The sequence below is a fragment of the Dysgonomonas sp. genome, from assembly GCF_035323175.1.
Classification (GTDB): domain Bacteria; phylum Bacteroidota; class Bacteroidia; order Bacteroidales; family Dysgonomonadaceae; genus Dysgonomonas.
The window spans coordinates 121201-138816 of sequence record NZ_DAOKYH010000004.1 but is presented as its reverse complement, the minus strand read 5'-3'; the positions used below and the strand labels follow the sequence as shown (position 1 = coordinate 138816).

The following is a 17616-nucleotide window of genomic DNA, read 5'->3' as shown; positions in this document are numbered from 1 at the left end:
AAAATACAATCATTATTTTCTTTTTTCATTAAAAAACATTTATTTACATTTGTGCCAGATTTGGTAATCAGTATATTTCATATCCTGATGAAAGGGAACTCGGTGAAAATCCGGGGCTGTACCTGCAGCTGTAATTCCTCGCGTTATATCGGTTAATATTCTATGCCACTGTTCTTTTTGCTAGAATGGGAAGGCTTTTAACCGGAGGAGAGCCAGAAGACCTGCCAAAAGACAAATAAACACCAAGCTTCCAGGGATAGGAGTGGTTGTGGATACTTTATGTATACATTGCTATTTTATTAATTTTCAGGAAACTCGATGTTTTATTTTATTAATTTTTAAAGAATTATAAAATAAGATATGAGGTATTATTTATTATTGACAGCTGTATTTCTTTGCTGTCAATTGCTAATTGCACAAATTGCCGATACGACTCGGCATGTTGTAAAATTTGTTTCTCTAAAAGAAGTTGTTGTTACCGGTACTGGTACTGAACATTACATTAAAGATGCGCCTGTACAAACTGAAGTGATTTCAGGAGGAGCTTTAAAGGAATATGCGGGGCGTGATATTGAGGATGTATTGGGAGGCTTGTCTTCTTCTATTACTTTTAACCGGAGTGACATGGGGAGTAATATTCAACTCAATGGTCTGAAGAATGATTACATACTTATTCTTATAGACGGAAAAAGGCTAAATGGAGACATTGGCGGGCAAAACGATTTAAGCCGTATCAATATGAACAATATTGAGAGGATCGAGATTGTAAAAGGAGCAGTTTCTTCATTATATGGTTCAGATGCAATCGGTGGTGTTATAAATTTCATAACTAAAAAGAACAAAGATAAACTCAGTATTTCTAATACTTCCCGCATAGGCAAATATGGAGATCTAGATCAAAGTAATATTTTTGCATTAAAGCATAAAAGGTGGAGTTCGAATACTTCATTTTCTTTGAGTCATACTGATGGTTGGCAGAATACAACTCAAGAATGGTATAGAGGCAAACTCTATGAAAACAGTGTTACAAAAACAGTAAATCGCTCTACGGATTATACTATTTCACAAGATTTATCGTATCAGGTATCTGATAAACTCACATTAAATACGAGTGCTTCTTTTTATGAAAAATGGACTTATCGTCCTACGGGTATTCCTCAGTGGCGGTTGTATGACTTTTATTATAGGAATCAGTCCTATAGTACAGGAGGAAAATACAATATGCAAAATAAAGATTACCTTACATTTGACTTATCATTTGACAAATACGATTATTTTTATGACTATACAAGTCGTGAATACACAGACTATTTTGATGAGAACGGAGACCGTATTGTTTACTATTCAGGAGATCGCATCCTTCAAACATCCCAACGGCGTGTATTGGGTAATTTGAAAGGTGTATTTTACCTAGATGAACAAAATACATTAAACACAGGAATCGAATATATTGGGGATCGGCTGGTATCACCTTATCGTCTTGAAGGAAATAAAGCTGCAGCTTACTCTGTATCGGCATATGCTCAGGATGAATGGAATGTGACAGATCGATTTAATATAACAGCAGGAATCCGATTCGGACAACACTGGGAATTTGGCCAAACATTCACACCTAAAGTTTCGGCTTTGTACAAGTTTCATAACTTTAATTTTCGAGGAACATATTCTAATGGGTTTAAGGCTCCCACTATAAAGGAGTTGTATTATCACTATTATGCTACCATAATGAGTAAATACAAAGCTTATTATGGAAATATCAATCTAAAAGCTCAAAAGTCGGATTATTATGCATTAAATATCGAATATCATTTACCTCGTTTTAATGCAAGTGTAACCGCCTATCATAATAATATAAGGAATATGATTTCTCTTCAGACAATAGAAACTTCTTATGAAGACAAACTACAGTTGGTGGAGGAAACCATGAAATACGTTAATCTGGCAAAAGGGCGGATTTATGGTATGGATTTCACTTTTGACGCCGAATTGCCAATGAATATAAAAATAGGAGGGGGGTATAGTTATCTGGATGCTAAAGGTCAACGTACAGATGATGAAACGGCAAACGATTACATGAAATATGTATATATAAACGGCACTTCACGACATAATGCAAACATTCGTATTTCATGGTTTAAACCGTGGCAGAAATATAAATTAGGACTTAGTCTGAATGGACGTTACCAATCAAAACGCTATTATACAACAGACGGAGATACAATGGGCTATCAGATTTGGAGAGTCAACACATCGCATTCTTTTCTTGATTCTAAAAAAATAAAATTAGATATCAATATCGGAGTAGATAACATATTCAATTATGTCGATCGGAGTCCTTTCGGACATAATAGAGGGACAACGTCCCCCGGTCGGAATTTCTACACTTCTATTATCGTAAAATTTCAAAATCCAAACAAATAATTATTTTAAAACTATTTATTATGAACAAATTCTTAAAGAATCTTCTAACATTTTCCATGATCCTTTCTATAGGATTTTTCAGCGCTTGTTCAAATGATAACGAGGATGAGAAAGACGATAGAAATGCTGTTGTAATCAATAAAAAGAACGAAACAGCCTTACTCCTTTGCTCTTTCGGTAGTACTTACGAACAGCCTCAAGCTACTTATGATCAAATTATAAAAGATTATCAGGCAGCCTTTCCTAATACAGACATCTATATGTCATTTACATCTCGTACTATAATTTCTCGTGTGTATGCGCAGATTGGTAAAGCTTATTCTCAACCCGATCTATGGCTAAGCGCAATCGGTAAAGCAGGTTATAAAAATGTATATATACAATCACTACATATTATTCCAGGAGAAGAATACCTTAGCCTAATGAACACGGATGTGAAGAAAAACTTTATGATTCCTTTTCCTAACGTTAAAGTAGCTAAAAGTTCTTGCTTGCTCGAAACAGAGGAAGATGTCGATGCTGTTGCTCAAATCCTTTACAAATATTATAAAAACCGATTAGATGCAGGAGAGGTTGTTACTTTGATGGGGCATGGTAATCCTGATACTGAATACACGCATGCGAATGAGAGGTATGCCCAACTTGAAACCGCATTGCAAAATTTGAGCGGAGAGAAAAATATCTTTGTAGGAACAGTAGATTGGGGAGCTAAAATGTTTTCACATATACGTACTGAAATTGAAGCTTTTGCCACTAGAAAAGGTATAACTAAAGATAATTATAAGAAAATTACCATTAGCTTGGCTCCTCTGATGTCAATTGCCGGGGATCATGCCCAAAATGACTTGTTGGGAGGTTTGGAAGACGGTCAGAGTTGGGATAAGATTAATCCAGAAGAGCCGGATCACGAAGCAGAGTATAGCTGGAAATTAAAATTAGAAAAACTTGGATTTACAATTGGTGCCGATGGTACTAACATAGACCCGAAACATTTCAATGTTGTTGGTTTGGGAGATCATAGTGCAATACGTACAATTTGGCTTAACCATATGAAACATGCTGTCAAAAATGCAACATCATGGAATGAGCATTTAGGAGAATAAGTATTATTGAATATTTTGAGAATATTCATAATATTGTGTAAAAGGAAGCTACTGGTTGAAAAACTTGTAGCTTTTTCATTTATAATTCTATAAGTCGTTATTATAGACATTCCAAAATGTTTTTTAAGAAAAGAATTCTTGAATCAGTTTTATATACAGCAAGATCGCCTAGCATCAGCATAACCTGATTTAATGCCTGATGATCATATAAGCAACCTTCAAATGTGTCATATTAAGCTGATTAGGTTTGCAAAATTTATTGCGTTAGCTCAGAAAGAAAACAAGAACAAATCTCTTGACATGTTACGGTTTCCTTCATTTATAGCAGCTGTTGATATCATTCTATATCATCTAATTTTAATGAAATCTTCCGGCTACTAGTCTTTTTATGGTATATGAGTTTTGAGAGCCTTTATTGAAACAATAATCACTAGGTCTCATTGCACCATTCCTCAAAGCAATATTAAAAATTGTCCGTGTGGCACAGATACGCATCGCAACAGTTGTTTTGGTATAGCCATGAGCTAATGCTTCCTTTTCGAATCGTTGCATTTGCTTAGCAGTAACATCCTGAAAAGTCAATTCAATAAAACTTTTACTGCATTTTTGCATTTCTTTTCGTTTACACCACTTACCACATTTGAAGCAAATAAAAGTATTTAGAGCACCATGATAGAACTCAGCAGTATTTAATCGTTTCTTAAAATAGTATTTACTCTCTTTTTGTCGACCTTTCCTAACAATGTATCTAATTGATCAAAACTAAAGGAATTAAGCTTGCACAATTTTACCACTGTATTATATATGACTTTCGCTGATGTTCTCAATATTCCTTCTTAGGTAAACGTTGCCATTGATCTATCTTTAGCGTTGCTCCTCTTGTTTTCACATAATATAAACGACTATTCGAGCTCTTCTTGTATTCAATACTGTAGCGACTCTAATATCATCTTTCTGTATTGAATTAATGGCTTCAATTTTTTCTCTTGTTTTCATAATATTTGCAATTGTACATAAAAGATGCTATAAAATACTACTCAAAATCGTGCTAATAGGTATTTTTACTGTGCATAAATGTCTTGGAAATATAGATGAAAATATGAAATTTTAATAAAAAAGAATAAATAAATGTGTTGATTAATTGCTTGGTATATAGATGATAATAAATAGAATATAAGGATGTTGAAAATGAGAAAATAGGTTGTTTATTTATATCAGAGAATGCTCTGATTGAGAAAAGTTCTTTATAGATTCTTTATTTCAGACTTTTCTTGAACCGAACTGCCGTCAATAAATCGCCAAGCTGATTCTCTTTATTTACATCAAAAATCATCGGAATTAGTTTCCCAATAGTTTTTGCCTTGGCAAATTCATCCTTGATTGTTCCCGAAATATCAAGTTTTGCAATTGCTTCAAGGTGCTTTTCCGTAAAAAAGAAGCTCGTTTTGAAAAAGCCTTCCCATACAGAAAGCCAAAAGATAGTTTTTTCCTTATACACTGCCTTACCTAGCCATGCTTTACCATCATTATAGTATCTCCATTCGAGGGTTAGAGCATATTCTTTGTTTGTAACAGCTTCAAGAAAAGACACTAATGCGTTGAACCCTTCACCTAGTGCATCTTCAAGAATCTTGTCTGATGGGAATATATCCGCATCTCTTAATAGCATTTGTCCTTCCATCGCTTATATTGGTTAATAGAATTTCTCTCCTTTTTGTATCATGCTGATAGTTTTGGCAATCCGATCTGCTTTAGTTTGTTCCGTTTTTGCAGAATTAATCCAATTTATAAATGCTTTTTTCTGCCCGTCTGTATAAATCTCAAATTTTCCAAGAACTCCATCTTCATATTCCAAACACAGAAGTAATTCCTGAGGGATTATTAAAGATGTTTTGTCCTCATAAATAGTGATATGTACTATATCTCCTGCTTGCTTTTTTATCTTTTTCCTTATTTCAGCTCTAACAGCCAACCCCACATGTCCATTCCCAATAGGCATTAGGTGTGTATTGGAAAACGCATAATCATCTATCTTTCCCTTTACTTTTAGCATTCCGAAAGATGTTTTAGGCATAGGTATTTCAGGTATTTCAACAAAAGTCCAAGCTCCTTTACCTTCAGTTTTTAATAATAGATAGTCTTTGTCTACTAAGGGTGTTTCTGTTCCCATCTTTTAAAGATAATATAAAAATAGCTGTGCTAAACATATACTACACAGCTATTCTACATATTGTTATTTTGTTGTGAAGGTGCTTATTTCACAGGAATGCGTAATTCTACTATCCATGGAGCACTGGGATCTTGAACATCACCCTCGCAACTCACATATAACTCATAGTGATCTCTTGAATCACATTCATATCCTTTTTCGTTAATGTCAACATATACCTTCTTCCAGGCTTCATCATATTCGGCCATTGTGACTTCTACTTGCATTACGAAATACTTGCCACCAGTTATTGTGTAGCGTTTCATCCCATCTTCGGGTTCGATGCCCGAAAGATCTTCCAAACAGGCTTCCGAACGTAATTTTTCGACAGGGGTATTCATTGGATCATCATGATAAACTCCGGCCATTTTAGGAGAAGCCTCCCAAAGATTATTGGCTCCTGCCCATGCGGCTAATTTCTCAAATACGTTTCCAATACCTGAATAATCTCCTATATGCGAAATTGCAATTGTCTTTATCGGTTCGAGATTTTTTATCTCTGTGCTATTTATTTTCATAAGTCTAATTTTTCAATAATTTGTTTAATAATCTCTTTTATTTCAACGGGTTTAACAACCGTTGTTGTATCGGCATTTGCCAACACCCATCTAGCTAGTCCTTCGAGCGAGTAAGCCATGTAGGTTTGTTCTATCCGTCCGTCTGCAAGTTCTTTCTCTTCGGTCAGTCCCATAAAATAGCATCGGTCGGCAAAATGTTTAGAAACCTCTTTACTTGTACGTAAAACAACTTCGGTCAAACATTGAGGATCATCACATCCGAGGAGTGATTCCAGAGCAGGATGAACTTTTGTATGTTTATCTTCTGTTGTTTTTATGTTGCCGATACGATCCAATCTGAATATTCGGTAGCTTTTTCGTAAGTGACACCAAGCAGATAAATACCAGCGAGGGTATGAATAGGTTATGCCCACAGCTTCTAATGCTCTTCTGGTCTTACTTTCGTCTGCATTCGTGTAGTCTACTTCTATGACCAACTTGTCGTTTATACTATTTAAGATCGTTTGCATTATATTCGGTAGACTTTCTCCGGCATTCCGACTTTTATATACGGCTATACTGTCGTCCATATCGTGGAGATATTTCTTGTCCACAGATCGTAAAGCAGCTCGTATCTTATCCATTCCTTGGCGAAAGTAGTTGCTGTTTTGGGTATCGGTAAGTTGCTCGATAATTTTTTCGGCTGTGAGGAAAGCAATTGCTTCCTCTTTGGTAAACATGAGCGAAGGTAGCCTGTAGCCTTCTATTAAAGAATAACCAACTCCCGAATTTCCGCATATCGGCACTCCAGCTTCAGACAATGTATGCATGTCACGATATATTGTGCGCAGGCTCACGTCGAAGCGTTCTGCCATTTCAGAAGCTTTAACAACGGGGCGTGACTGTAACTGTATCAGTAGTGCCGATATGCGATCAAGTCGGTTTAACTCTTTATTCATGTTCTCTTATTATTCTATAATCAATGCCCAAAGTACGCCAAATTTATCGATAATTTCGGCATAAAGTTTAGCATAAGGTGGTTGGCTAAGTTCACATTTTATTTGCCCACCTATGCCTAATTTAGTATAAATGTCTTTCAGTTGTTCCTCTGTGTCACAAAATATAGTGAGTGTATGCCCCAGAGAGCCAAAGTTGGCCTTTGTGTCCGGTAAAAGATCGGCCAAGCTGATAGTACAGCCATTAAAGTCAAGGTCGGAATGGATTATCTTGTCTTTGTATTCGGCAGGACTTTCCATTGCCTGATATTCTCCATAGCGAAAAATTTCTCCGACAATACCATTAAATACTTCGGTATAAAAGTTAAGTGCTTCTTCTGCATTGCCATTAAATGACAGGTAAGGTTTGATTTTCATAATTCTGATGTTTTAAAATTTAACTACAATGCAAATGTATCACCCCATTATGACAACAGTATGTCAGCAAGTTTTTTCAATTGTAAAGAATATACAGGTATAGTAAAGAATAGAGGAGAACACAATACTAAAAATTAGTATTTATAATCTTTTGAATTCACTAACAGTAAGTTACATGGATGATAAATGTTTCTATGAAAAATTATATTAAAATTCACGTTTGTTTACTAAATAATAGTTAATTTTGTGCGATTTAAAAAAATAACCTTGGATTAAGATCCAATAATTTATAGATATAAAGTTAACTACTAAATAATAAATTCTAATGAAAAATATAAAAGTTAGTTTGTGTCACTGTTTTGTGTTAATTCTTACCGTTTTTACCTTCTTTTCATGCAGTGAAGATAACGCTCCGGAGCAAAAGGCGGATTACAATTTACTTGGCATAACCTCTGTTACTATTAACGGTAGCCGCATTCCTGTCAAAGCTGATGGAGTATTACTAGACTTAGCTGATTCTAAAGATATAGTAGGAACAGGATCCCTGAGTGAACCGTATAAAAAACATTTTGAAATAGAATATGCAATATTGACTAAAGATTTGTCAGCGTCTTCTGTGGAGATACAGAGCAAATATCCGGACGTATCTATAGATATATCTCATGTAGTTACTAGTCCATCTGTAATTACATGGATAGCTAAGATTACAAGAGAGGGTTACTCAGAATCTGTTATATATAATCTGTCTTTTTTTGATCCAAGTTTAAATAAGATGTTTTTAGAATGATTTAGGAGATATAGAGCTTTTGGGAGAAAACCTTTATGCTGTTTACTCTATTGAGTATAAACGTATCGAAGAACATTATTTTATTTTTGCCGCGCGCCAGATGGATAAATGGCTTTCATGGGAAGAAGTGAAGTTTTATGCATCAATGTTTGATTTTCCTACAGTGCCCGAGTTGGAGTTGTCTCTCGCAATATTGGAGAATATCCCGTTTCGGAATTCATGCATAATGTTTTCAAATACGTCCGCAAAGGTCATGTGAAAACTGATAAGCACTGGACTCGCAATCGGAAGCGGGCTAAGTTGGTATGGGAGCAGTAGCTTTACAATAAAGATGTACTTATTTCTTTTACCATGAAAGATATTAAGGATTGAAATAATGATAACTTTGTTTTACAAATCTATTGCGGATAAATATCAATTAAAAAAAGATATTTTGTCTTCAAAGAATAGCATAACCATCATCATCAATTGATATTAAAAGAGAAAATGACAGATTATATTTTGACGACTGATCGGTTGAGATTAAGACATTGGAAAGATTCGGATATTGAGCCGTTTGCAGCAATGAATATGGATAAGGATGTTATGAGGTTTTTTCCTAAGACTTTATCTTATTCAGAAACTCTGGATTTTATAGATAGAATTAAGTTACACTTTGAGAAACATAATTTTGGACTGTTTGTAGTCGAGGAAAAATCTACGGAAGAATTTATTGGATTCACCGGATTCACCATTCCTGCTTTTGATTCTTATTTTACACCATGTGTAGAAATAGGTTGGAGATTTAGAAAGGAATTCTGGAAGAGAGGATTAGCTGCTGAGGCTGCAACAGCATGCCTTAATTATGGCTTTGATATTTTAAATTTCGATAAGATTGTATCATTTACCTCTGTTCTAAATATTGATTCTGAAAAAGTAATGAAACGAATTGGTATGCATCTTCAAGGGTATTTTGATCATCCCAAAATAGAAAAACAGAACCCTTTGTGCAAGCATGTTCTTTATGAAATTAAAAGGCCAAATAACTAGTATCGTTTAATTGCTTATCATTTAAAAATGGATAATATAGTAGAACAGGTTCGTCAGTCATTGATAATGTGTATTGATGAAAGTACACTTAATACTAGCTCTCGATTTTTCAAAGGAGGGGAAGCTGCTAAGGTACATGGTGTGCGAATGGGGGAAGTCACTAAAATAGCGAAGGAGAGCCTTAAACAGATGAAGGGACTTTCTAAACAGGAGATATTCGACTTATGTGAAGAGCTGTGGCAGTCCGGCTACTTGGAAGAATCGGTTGTTGCTTGCATTTGGGCAGAATCTTTACATAAACAATATGAACCTGCTGATTTTGAGATTTTCGAATATTGGTTACACAACTACGTTAATAACTGGGCTGATTGCGATACTCTCTGTAATCATACTATCGGTACATTCGTGATGATGTATCCCGAATATATATCAGAACTGAAAAAATGGGCAAAATCTTCTAGTCGTTGGGTAAAGCGGGCAGCAGCCGTTACATTGATTATTCCTGCCCGTAAAGGTCTATTTTTAGATGATGTGTTTGAAATTGCAGATATATTGCTCTTAGATAAAGATGATTTGGTACAAAAGGGATATGGTTGGATGCTGAAAGCAGCCAGCGAAACACAGAAAAAAAGTGAAGCCTATCAGAAAAGAGTGTTTGATTATGTGATGAAACATAAATCAGTAATGCCTCGTACAGCCTTACGTTATGCTATAGAAAAAATGCCCGCAAATATGAAAGCAGAAGCTATGAAAAAGTGAAAATGATATTAAGTGAGATATGAAGGAAATAAAAGTAAAGTCCTTGAAAGATATACACTTCGACGTAATATGTGAAGCTTTTAATCAAGCTTTTGCCAACTATGAAGTACAAATCAATAAGGTACAACTCCAAACTATGCTTAAAAGGCGTGGATTTGATCCTGAATTGTCATTTGCTGCATTTGCTGGAGATAAAATAGTTGCATTTACTTTAAATGGAATTGGAGACTTCAAAGGAATACGCACAGCATACGATACGGGAACAGGAACTCTGAAAGAATATCGAGGACAAGGTTTAGCTACTCAGGTCTTTGAATATTCTATACCATTTTTAAGAGAAGCCGGGATTAAACAATATTTGCTAGAAGTGTTGCAACACAATACGAAAGCTGTTTCCGTATACAGAAATCTTGGATTTGAAGTAACTCGTGAATTCTATTATTCGATGCAAACAAATGAGCATATAAGCAATCTTATAAAAGAATCAGATACTTCATATTCTGTTAAACAGATAAGTATCGATCAATTGGATTTGTTTACTGAATTTTGGGATTTTACTCCTTCGTGGCAGAATAGTTTTGAATCTATACAGCGGGCTGTTGATGATTTTATTTGTTTGGGAGTATTTGTCGATGGACGAATAGTCGGATACTGTGTTTTCGAACCTATATCGGGAGATCTTACTCAATTAGCCGTTGACAAAAAATATAGAAGGCAGGGGAGTGCATCTCTATTACTAAAAGAGATTTTAAATTTGAATAAAAATTCGATTCTGAAAATTGTGAATACAGATGTATCATGTGATTCGATTACAGATTTCATAAAAGCAAAGAATATTGAAGTGAAAGGAAAACAATTTGAAATGATCAGAAAAATTTAAAACCGACGATTTCCTTTTATAGATTCAGTTTGCTTATAAATGTCCCTTTTTTACAATTCATCAAAGTTGAGGTTAACTATCTTTGTACGATGGATTCTTTTGAAATTGTACAGCCCAGTATTGAATTGTCGCCTTACATTAAGAACTATTGGTTCTTAAAAGCAAATGCGGCAAATCATGTGCAAGGTATAATACCAACCGGGAACATCAATCTATTCTTCCATCGGGGAAGCCCTCTGTCAATAGAGTGCAATAATAGTCTTTTACCTCAGATGTTTATTAGTGGACAATCTACTACATATTCCAACCTCATTCAATCAGGTATTACTGATATGATTTGCGTTACGTTTCATGCATTTGGAGCACGCATGTTTTTCAAAGAGCCGATGCACGAATTTAAAGAACAGTCTATTGCGCTTGACTTACTCGACAATATTGAAATATTGGAGCTGGGTAAACTACTTCTGGATACATACGATAATAGAGTGTGCGTCCAAATGATTGAATCATTCTTGAAGAAGCAATATTTTTATTCCAAAGAATATAATTTGAGGCGAATGAAAGCCGCAGTAAATGCTGTTAATATGGGGCATGTAGGAATTGAGTCCTTGGCTGGTATCAGCTGTCTAGGTTATAAGCAATTCAAACGTATCTTTACTGAATATGTAGGGTTGAATCCTAAAGAATTCTTGCGGATAATCCGTTTTCAACGAGCATTATATATTTTACAAACCAGACCTTCTACAAATCTTACAGAGCTTGCATACATCTGTGAGTTTTACGATCAATCGCATTTGATAAGTGAATTCAAACATTTTTCGGGATATACTCCGGGTGAATATCTTGCGATATGTGATCCATATTCCGACTACTTTTCTCTTTAAAAGATAGATGTCCTTTTTTTCCAAGTATAAGGGAAATGCAATTTTTAGTTTTGTATTGTCAATATTTATTCATTAAAAATCAAAAATGAAATGAAAAAGCAAGTTGCATTTTTTGAAATTCCTTCTGTAGATTTCAATAGAGCTGTAAAATTCTACGAATTGGTACTAGGCATAAGTTTTAACGCTATGGACTTCGGTCATGAGAAAATGGCATTCTTTCCCGAAGAATCAGGTAAATGTCCCGGAGCTATATCTTACACGCCGGACTTTAACCCTTCAAAAGATGGGGTTTTGATAAGTTTCTCTGTTGAAAGTATCGAAACATCATTAGATAATGTAGTGAAAAGCGGAGGGAAAAGAATTATCTCAAAAACAAAGATTGAAGCCGAAGGGGTAGGGTACTTTGCTACATTCATCGACAGTGAAGGAAACAGTATAGGTTTATACTCGGATAAATAACTGAAAATATAAATCTTTATAGGTGAGAACTGGTAAGATTTTATATTCTGCCAGTTCTGTTTATTTATAGTTTTCAACAAAATTAAAAACTACTTAAAAGTGTCCTTATCTCTCTTTGCTTTTCTGAAAAACATGCCTATTTATACTATCAAAATGAAACCTGTTCTTCGATTATTCATGCAAATCTTTTCTGTAATTATAGTTTTTTGTTAACTTTGTGGCCAGTTAGGAGAAAATCTTCTAATAATCTAGAGTTGACTATTTAATAAAATCAAGACCGAAATTCTTTGGTATACAGTCGTATCTATGCTCTGGATTCTATTTATTAATATCGCATAATGTAGTATCGAGTCTTTTAAAATTGACTTCTAACTAGTAGCGTTATGCCCCCTTTGTTTTGCAAGATAGCATTTCAAAAATGATTATTTTCTTTGATTATTTCAAAGGAGGTATTCTTATGATCAATCCGTCAGATAATGAAAAGGATATTATTTATTTGCGCTATAACCATTTTTGTGTCTTCTCTGAGAGCACAAGAAAAAGAAGATTTTTTCAAATTGGGTGGAGCAATTCGTTTTAACACATCAGTAGAGAATTATGAAAAAAGTAATAAAGCTTTAAATACCTATATAAAACTCGATACGTGGTATTTGTCAGCCGATGCCTATAAATCAGGATTTGATTTAAGCTTTCAATACCGTTTCTATCCCGATTCTAAAGCCCACTTCTTACATCATGGTTATATCGGATACCAAATTGATCAGAGCCTGTATATTAAAGGAGGTGTATTTCAAAAACCTTTCGGAATAGGAGATTTTGCGTCCCATTCGTGGTGGTTCCAGATTCCCTATTATATGGGATTGGAAGATACGTATAATACGGGAATAGGCTTATCATATCAATTAAGTCAATGGCGCTTTGATTTTGCTTATTTCAGACAAGCAGCTCCAAAGGGTTCTATCTCGGATAATACTTTGGATAATGATGTTGGCAATGGCAGGTATTCTTATGCTGTGGTTCCTACTACAGGTTATGCCGGTAATACCCTGGTGGATGCAAATATCAGAGAATTGAATCACTTCAATTTAAGAGCCCGATATAAATTGAATGAAAATATTGAGTTCGGCGTTTCCGGACAACTAGGAAGTATATATAATAAAGAACTCAATAGTCGAAAATGGGGAACTAGTACTGCATTACATATAGTCGCTGATTATAATAAATGGAATTTTAAAGGAGAGTTTATCTCATATAATTATAATGCTCAGGGTAATAATAAAGAAAAACTGGACATCCTCCAGATGGCTGCTTATGGTGCAGCTTATGATGTGGCTACGAAAGGAAATATTTATATTCTAGGATTAGCATATATGATACCTATTAACAGAAAATTTATAAAATATATACAACCATATATAGACTATTCGATAGTCGATAAACATAAAAAAGAATATTTTAATATACAACACCTTATTCCCGGAGCACTTTTCTCTATGGGGCCCATATATACGTATGTTGATTTCGCTTTGGGTAAAAATCAACCGTGGCTGACATCTAACTTTGGAGAAGGTCTAGGTAAAGGGACTGCAAATGCCAGATGGAATAGTCGCTTTAATATAAATATAGGATATTATTTTAATCAATAATAAATATGAATAAAATAGAAATGAAGAACTTGTTTCTGATATTTGGAACAGCCAAGAAGCAAGCTCTAAGAATGCTGAAAAGCGGAAAATCAAAAAAAGAAATTCACCAAAGAACAAAGTGTACAATTGCAGTGAATAATGTAAGTCTTTCGATTAAAGAAGGTGAAATATTTGTTGTAATGGGTTTGTCGGGCAGTGGAAAATCGTCTTTACTCCGTTGCTTTAATATGTTGAATGTACCTACATCAGGTAGCATTTCTATCGATGGAGAAGATATCACAAAAATGAATAAAACGAAGTTGTTAAATCTTCGCAGAAAAAAAGTAGGAATGGTGTTTCAGAATTTTGGACTTTTGCCTCATAAGACAATAATAGACAATGTTGCTTTTGGCCTCGAGATTCAGAATATAAATCTGAAAGAGCGTTATGAGAAAGCAAAAGAAATAATAAATATAGTTGGTCTGTCAGGCTATGAGAATGAATACCCTTATCAACTGAGTGGTGGAATGCAGCAGCGTGTTGGAATTGCCCGAGCCATAGCAACCGATTCTCAGATTCTTTTAATGGATGAAGCCTTTAGCGCATTAGACCCACTGATCAGATCACAAATGCAAGACGATCTGTTGGATATTCAACAAAAACTTAAAAAGACCATCATCTTTATTACACATGACCTTGATGAGGCTTTAAAGTTAGGAAACACTATTGCGATTATGAAAGATGGGGTGATTGTTCAGCAAGGTAGCCCGGAGGATATCTTGATGAACCCTGCCGATGATTATGTAAAAGCTTTTATCGGAAATGTTGATTTATCTAAAATTATAACAGCTTCTACAATAATGGAACCATTTAGAGCAAGAGTGCAGTTAGGTAAGGATGGTTTGGCATCGGCATTGAGGTTGATGGAGCGTCACACCTTACGATTTGTGGCAGTTATAAGCGAGGATAACAAGTTTAAGGGCTATGTAAGAAGAAAAGATGTTGAACGTAAAATTGCTGCCGGAGAAAAGGGATTGGAATCTATATTGATGGATATTCCTAAAGTAATGGAAGATCACTCTGTATCGGATATGCTCCCATTGTTTATAAATCAAAAATATCCTTTGGCTGTAGTTGACTGTAATGAGAGGCTAATAGGCTGTATAAGATATTCTGATGTAGTAGCTATGGTTACAGGATATGACGAAGAAGCTGTTAAAGAAATAATAGAAAATGCAAGTTAAATATGAATAAACTAGATATAGGTAAGTATATAGAACGTTTTGTAGATTGGTCGTCAGATACAGCAGCACCGCTCTTTCGTCAGATAACCATTATGATAGATAATAGCGTTGATGTGTTACAAGAATTACTCGGGTATGTTCCGTTCTACATGATTATTGCTATTGTGGCACTGATCGCTTTTATTATTAAAAAGAAATCCTTAGGAAACCATAAATACTGGCAAAACAATATAGCAACACTGATAGGATTCCCTCTCTTTTGTGTTTTAGGGCTTCTGCTTATTTACTGGATGGGCTTTTGGGAACAAACAATGGATACATTTATCTTGGTATTGGTAGCAACGCTTATTGTGTTAATGATTGGCATACCTCTAGGTATATGGTGCGCATACAATAAAAAAGCCTATGCTATAATTCGCCCATTACTAGACTTTATGCAAACAATGCCCGCTTTTGTTTATTTGATTCCGGCAATTTTATTCTTTTCGGTAGGTAATGTGCCGGGTGTTTTGGCCACGGTTATTTTTTCATTGCCTCCGGCTGTTAGGATGACAGCTCTGGGAATAAAGAGTGTACCGAAAGAGGTTGTAGAAGCTTCTGTTGCCTTTGGTTGTACAAGACGTCAGACTTTGTTCAAAGTCCAGATGCCATTAGCCATGACGACTATTTTGGCTGGTATTAATCAGGTAATTATGTTGTCTCTATCGATGGTCGTTATTGCCTCAATGGTAGGAGCCGGAGGACTGGGCGAAAGTGTATATGCAGGTATTCAGCAGGCCGATGTTGCTTTAGGTTTCGAAGCAGGGCTTTGTATTGTAATACTAGCGATTATATTAGATAGAATGACACAGCTTTTAGGTAAAGAAAAGGAGGAACAGAAATGAATAAGATAATATACATTCTACTCTCATTCTTATTGCTCGGTCTTACATCTTGTGAGCCTCGTCATAAGCAAGATGTATTGATACTATATCCGAATTGGGCGGAGGGTATCGCTATTACATATTTGGCAAAGGTTATGTTAGAGGATAAAGGATATACGGTAACCTTAAAGCGTATAGAACCAGGTCCAATTTATACAGCTCTATCTCGTGGTGATGCCGATATATATATGGATGCATGGCTTCCTCATACACAAAAAGATTATTGGGCTAAATACGGGCATAAACTAGATGTATTAGGAACTGTTTTTGACGATGGTATAACCGGGCTTGTTGTTCCTGCCTACGTTAATATAGAGTCTATAGAAGAGTTGAATGAAAATAAAGACAAGTTTGACAAGAAAATCTATGGAATTGCTTCAGGAGCAGGAATCCATGCTAATACAGAAAAAGCAATAACCGTTTATAATCTCGATTACTCTCAGATTTCCTCTTCCGAAACGTCTATGATAACAGCCTTGAAAAAGGCAGAGAAAAATAAAGAATGGATTGTAATAACAGGTTGGAAACCACATTTTATGTGGACTGAATCCGAACTCAAAAAATTGAGTGATCCAAAAGGTATATATCCTACAGATAATATTCAGGTTATATCTCGGCGCGGGTTTAAAGAAGACAAGCCCGAAATTGCTGCTTTTTTTGAGAATTTTAAATTAGATGACAAGCTATTACACGAACTGATAATTGATGTAAGTATGGATAAGAATCCTGAAATTGGAGCTAAAGTGTTTTTTGAAAAACACCGGACTTTTCTGTAATAAAAATGATGGGTGGAGGAGGGTACTTTTACATATACAAATAAGAAAACTACACTATACTCCAAAATGAGCATTTCCTATTTTCAAAAACAATTAATGATTAATGGTAAATGAAAATTAATGATCCTTAACAACAATTATGTAAACGAGCCGCAAAGACATGTGAGATGCTAAAAAATGAATACAAACTTACCGATAGGCCTCAAAAAGAAATCTTAAAAAGCCAAAAATAAACCATCCAGACAAGGGAATGTATTAAATTTGCGATTCGAAAAAAAGCTGTTCTGAAGGCTTGTAAAAAGCCTTTTGACTTACGGTTTAATCTTAAAAAATCAGAGATTATGTTTGATTATAAATTTAGAGATGTATAAATAAGATTGAATGAGTACCGTTTCTTCGAAATTATATTGTACCTAATGTTTTACAAATTGAAAGAGATTTCAGTTATAGAGACATCAAAAAGACTTTTATAAATGTATAGAATTATTATCGGAGTAAGCAAAGATATAGTAAGAACAGTAAGAAGAACTGCCTTCAAGAAACATAATCGCAACAGTATGCCAATCGCGAATTTAAACTATCCTTCAAATTCAATTAAAAGCTAAACTGTGAGGAGCGTTATAAAAAAGAAACCAAAAGTTTTCATC

At 34.8% G+C, this 17616-nt stretch carries 18 protein-coding genes, 1 pseudogene and 1 riboswitch; of the genes and pseudogenes, 13 read left to right on the top strand and 6 right to left on the bottom strand.

The annotated features are described in order from the left end of the window. The first annotated feature begins 44 nt into the window (after window positions 1–44). Window positions 45–243: riboswitch (cobalamin riboswitch) on the top strand. A gap of 117 nt (window positions 244–360) precedes the next feature. Then, window positions 361–2421: a TonB-dependent receptor plug domain-containing protein gene (locus tag PKC55_RS07370; RefSeq protein WP_291126936.1), complete on the top strand. Its 2061-nt coding sequence runs from the start codon at window positions 361–363 to the stop codon at window positions 2419–2421. 20 nt (window positions 2422–2441) lie between these two features. Then, window positions 2442–3524 carry a sirohydrochlorin cobaltochelatase gene (locus PKC55_RS07365; protein WP_291126938.1) on the top strand — a complete coding sequence of 361 codons (1083 nt, stop codon included), beginning with the start codon at window positions 2442–2444 and terminating at the stop codon, window positions 3522–3524. Window positions 3525–3881: 357 nt separating this feature from the next. On the opposite strand, the gene PKC55_RS07360 is transcribed toward PKC55_RS07365, so the two are convergent. The 6 genes from PKC55_RS07360 to PKC55_RS07335 all read right to left on the bottom strand — a co-directional run bounded on the left by PKC55_RS07360 (window position 3882) and on the right by PKC55_RS07335 (window position 7603). Continuing rightward, window positions 3882–4175: a phage integrase SAM-like domain-containing protein gene (locus PKC55_RS07360; protein WP_524536938.1), complete on the bottom strand. Its 294-nt coding sequence runs from the start codon at window positions 4173–4175 to the stop codon at window positions 3882–3884. A gap of 604 nt (window positions 4176–4779) precedes the next feature. Further along, entirely contained in the window at window positions 4780–5205 is a 426-nt protein-coding gene (locus tag PKC55_RS07355; RefSeq protein ID WP_291124405.1) for a DUF3788 family protein, read from the bottom strand. 12 nt (window positions 5206–5217) lie between these two features. Beyond that, complete coding sequence (locus PKC55_RS07350) at window positions 5218–5694, bottom strand: DUF1905 domain-containing protein (RefSeq protein ID WP_135105929.1); 477 nt, start codon at window positions 5692–5694, stop codon at window positions 5218–5220. 83 nt (window positions 5695–5777) lie between these two features. Then, on the bottom strand, window positions 5778–6251 hold the full coding sequence (locus PKC55_RS07345; RefSeq protein WP_291124408.1) for an AraC family transcriptional regulator: 474 nt from the start codon (window positions 6249–6251) through the stop codon (window positions 5778–5780). Beyond that, window positions 6248–7189 carry a helix-turn-helix transcriptional regulator gene (locus PKC55_RS07340; RefSeq protein WP_291124410.1) on the bottom strand — a complete coding sequence of 314 codons (942 nt, stop codon included), beginning with the start codon at window positions 7187–7189 and terminating at the stop codon, window positions 6248–6250. Before PKC55_RS07340 ends, PKC55_RS07345 begins: the two co-directional genes overlap by 4 nt. Before the next feature lie 9 nt (window positions 7190–7198). After that, window positions 7199–7603 (bottom strand): VOC family protein, encoded by a 405-nt coding sequence (locus PKC55_RS07335; protein ID WP_291124412.1) that lies wholly within the window; start codon window positions 7601–7603, stop codon window positions 7199–7201. 325 nt (window positions 7604–7928) lie between these two features. Between PKC55_RS07335 and PKC55_RS07330 the strand changes: the two genes are divergently transcribed. From PKC55_RS07330 to PKC55_RS07280, 11 genes and pseudogenes are all read left to right on the top strand, one after another. After that, window positions 7929–8390, top strand: a complete 462-nt coding sequence (locus tag PKC55_RS07330; protein WP_291124414.1) for a hypothetical protein — start codon at window positions 7929–7931, stop codon at window positions 8388–8390. Next, window positions 8386–8708 (top strand): annotated as a pseudogene (locus PKC55_RS07325) (RNA ligase family protein); the annotation flags it as partial. The gene PKC55_RS07330 and the pseudogene PKC55_RS07325, both read left to right, overlap by 5 nt. A gap of 168 nt (window positions 8709–8876) precedes the next feature. Further along, window positions 8877–9419 (top strand): GNAT family N-acetyltransferase, encoded by a 543-nt coding sequence (locus PKC55_RS07320; protein ID WP_291124416.1) that lies wholly within the window; start codon window positions 8877–8879, stop codon window positions 9417–9419. 27 nt (window positions 9420–9446) lie between these two features. Then, entirely contained in the window at window positions 9447–10178 is a 732-nt protein-coding gene (locus tag PKC55_RS07315) for a DNA alkylation repair protein (RefSeq protein WP_291124418.1), read from the top strand. A 19-nt stretch (window positions 10179–10197) separates the two neighbouring features. After that, window positions 10198–11058, top strand: coding sequence for a GNAT family N-acetyltransferase (locus tag PKC55_RS07310; protein ID WP_291124420.1), 861 nt, complete (start codon window positions 10198–10200; stop codon window positions 11056–11058). A gap of 89 nt (window positions 11059–11147) precedes the next feature. Next, entirely contained in the window at window positions 11148–11942 is a 795-nt protein-coding gene (locus PKC55_RS07305; RefSeq protein ID WP_291124422.1) for a helix-turn-helix domain-containing protein, read from the top strand. 90 nt (window positions 11943–12032) lie between these two features. After that, window positions 12033–12401: a VOC family protein gene (locus tag PKC55_RS07300; protein ID WP_291124424.1), complete on the top strand. Its 369-nt coding sequence runs from the start codon at window positions 12033–12035 to the stop codon at window positions 12399–12401. A 476-nt stretch (window positions 12402–12877) separates the two neighbouring features. Next, window positions 12878–14047 carry a hypothetical protein gene (locus PKC55_RS07295; protein ID WP_324372460.1) on the top strand — a complete coding sequence of 390 codons (1170 nt, stop codon included), beginning with the start codon at window positions 12878–12880 and terminating at the stop codon, window positions 14045–14047. A gap of 5 nt (window positions 14048–14052) precedes the next feature. Then, the gene (locus tag PKC55_RS07290; RefSeq protein ID WP_324372459.1) at window positions 14053–15270 is read left to right on the top strand and encodes a quaternary amine ABC transporter ATP-binding protein; all 1218 of its coding nucleotides are present in this window, start codon (window positions 14053–14055) and stop codon (window positions 15268–15270) included. Between the two features lie 2 nt (window positions 15271–15272). Further along, window positions 15273–16154: an ABC transporter permease gene (locus PKC55_RS07285; RefSeq protein ID WP_291130501.1), complete on the top strand. Its 882-nt coding sequence runs from the start codon at window positions 15273–15275 to the stop codon at window positions 16152–16154. Continuing rightward, on the top strand, window positions 16151–16969 hold the full coding sequence (locus PKC55_RS07280) for a glycine betaine ABC transporter substrate-binding protein (protein WP_291130502.1): 819 nt from the start codon (window positions 16151–16153) through the stop codon (window positions 16967–16969). The genes PKC55_RS07285 and PKC55_RS07280 overlap by 4 nt, the downstream gene beginning before the upstream one ends. The last annotated feature ends 647 nt before the right edge of the window (window positions 16970–17616 follow it).

Bases quoted from the DNA above. Each gene is read 5' to 3' on its own strand.
- PKC55_RS07290 (WP_324372459.1), top strand. From the start codon at position 14,053: ATGAATAAAATAGAAATGAAGAACTTGTTTCTGATATTTGGAACAGCC.
- PKC55_RS07365 (WP_291126938.1), top strand. From the start codon at position 2,442: ATGAACAAATTCTTAAAGAATCTTCTAACATTTTCCATGATCCTTTCT.
- PKC55_RS07300 (WP_291124424.1), top strand. From the start codon at position 12,033: ATGAAAAAGCAAGTTGCATTTTTTGAAATTCCTTCTGTAGATTTCAAT.
- PKC55_RS07305 (WP_291124422.1), top strand. From the start codon at position 11,148: ATGGATTCTTTTGAAATTGTACAGCCCAGTATTGAATTGTCGCCTTAC.
- PKC55_RS07330 (WP_291124414.1), top strand. From the start codon at position 7,929: ATGAAAAATATAAAAGTTAGTTTGTGTCACTGTTTTGTGTTAATTCTT.
- PKC55_RS07315 (WP_291124418.1), top strand. From the start codon at position 9,447: ATGGATAATATAGTAGAACAGGTTCGTCAGTCATTGATAATGTGTATT.
- PKC55_RS07280 (WP_291130502.1), top strand. From the start codon at position 16,151: ATGAATAAGATAATATACATTCTACTCTCATTCTTATTGCTCGGTCTT.
- PKC55_RS07310 (WP_291124420.1), top strand. From the start codon at position 10,198: ATGAAGGAAATAAAAGTAAAGTCCTTGAAAGATATACACTTCGACGTA.
- PKC55_RS07355 (WP_291124405.1), bottom strand. From the start codon at position 5,205: ATGGAAGGACAAATGCTATTAAGAGATGCGGATATATTCCCATCAGAC.
- PKC55_RS07340 (WP_291124410.1), bottom strand. From the start codon at position 7,189: ATGAATAAAGAGTTAAACCGACTTGATCGCATATCGGCACTACTGATA.
- PKC55_RS07285 (WP_291130501.1), top strand. From the start codon at position 15,273: ATGAATAAACTAGATATAGGTAAGTATATAGAACGTTTTGTAGATTGG.
- PKC55_RS07335 (WP_291124412.1), bottom strand. From the start codon at position 7,603: ATGAAAATCAAACCTTACCTGTCATTTAATGGCAATGCAGAAGAAGCA.
- PKC55_RS07370 (WP_291126936.1), top strand. From the start codon at position 361: ATGAGGTATTATTTATTATTGACAGCTGTATTTCTTTGCTGTCAATTG.
- PKC55_RS07350 (WP_135105929.1), bottom strand. From the start codon at position 5,694: ATGGGAACAGAAACACCCTTAGTAGACAAAGACTATCTATTATTAAAA.
- PKC55_RS07295 (WP_324372460.1), top strand. From the start codon at position 12,878: ATGAAAAGGATATTATTTATTTGCGCTATAACCATTTTTGTGTCTTCT.
- PKC55_RS07320 (WP_291124416.1), top strand. From the start codon at position 8,877: ATGACAGATTATATTTTGACGACTGATCGGTTGAGATTAAGACATTGG.
- PKC55_RS07345 (WP_291124408.1), bottom strand. From the start codon at position 6,251: ATGAAAATAAATAGCACAGAGATAAAAAATCTCGAACCGATAAAGACA.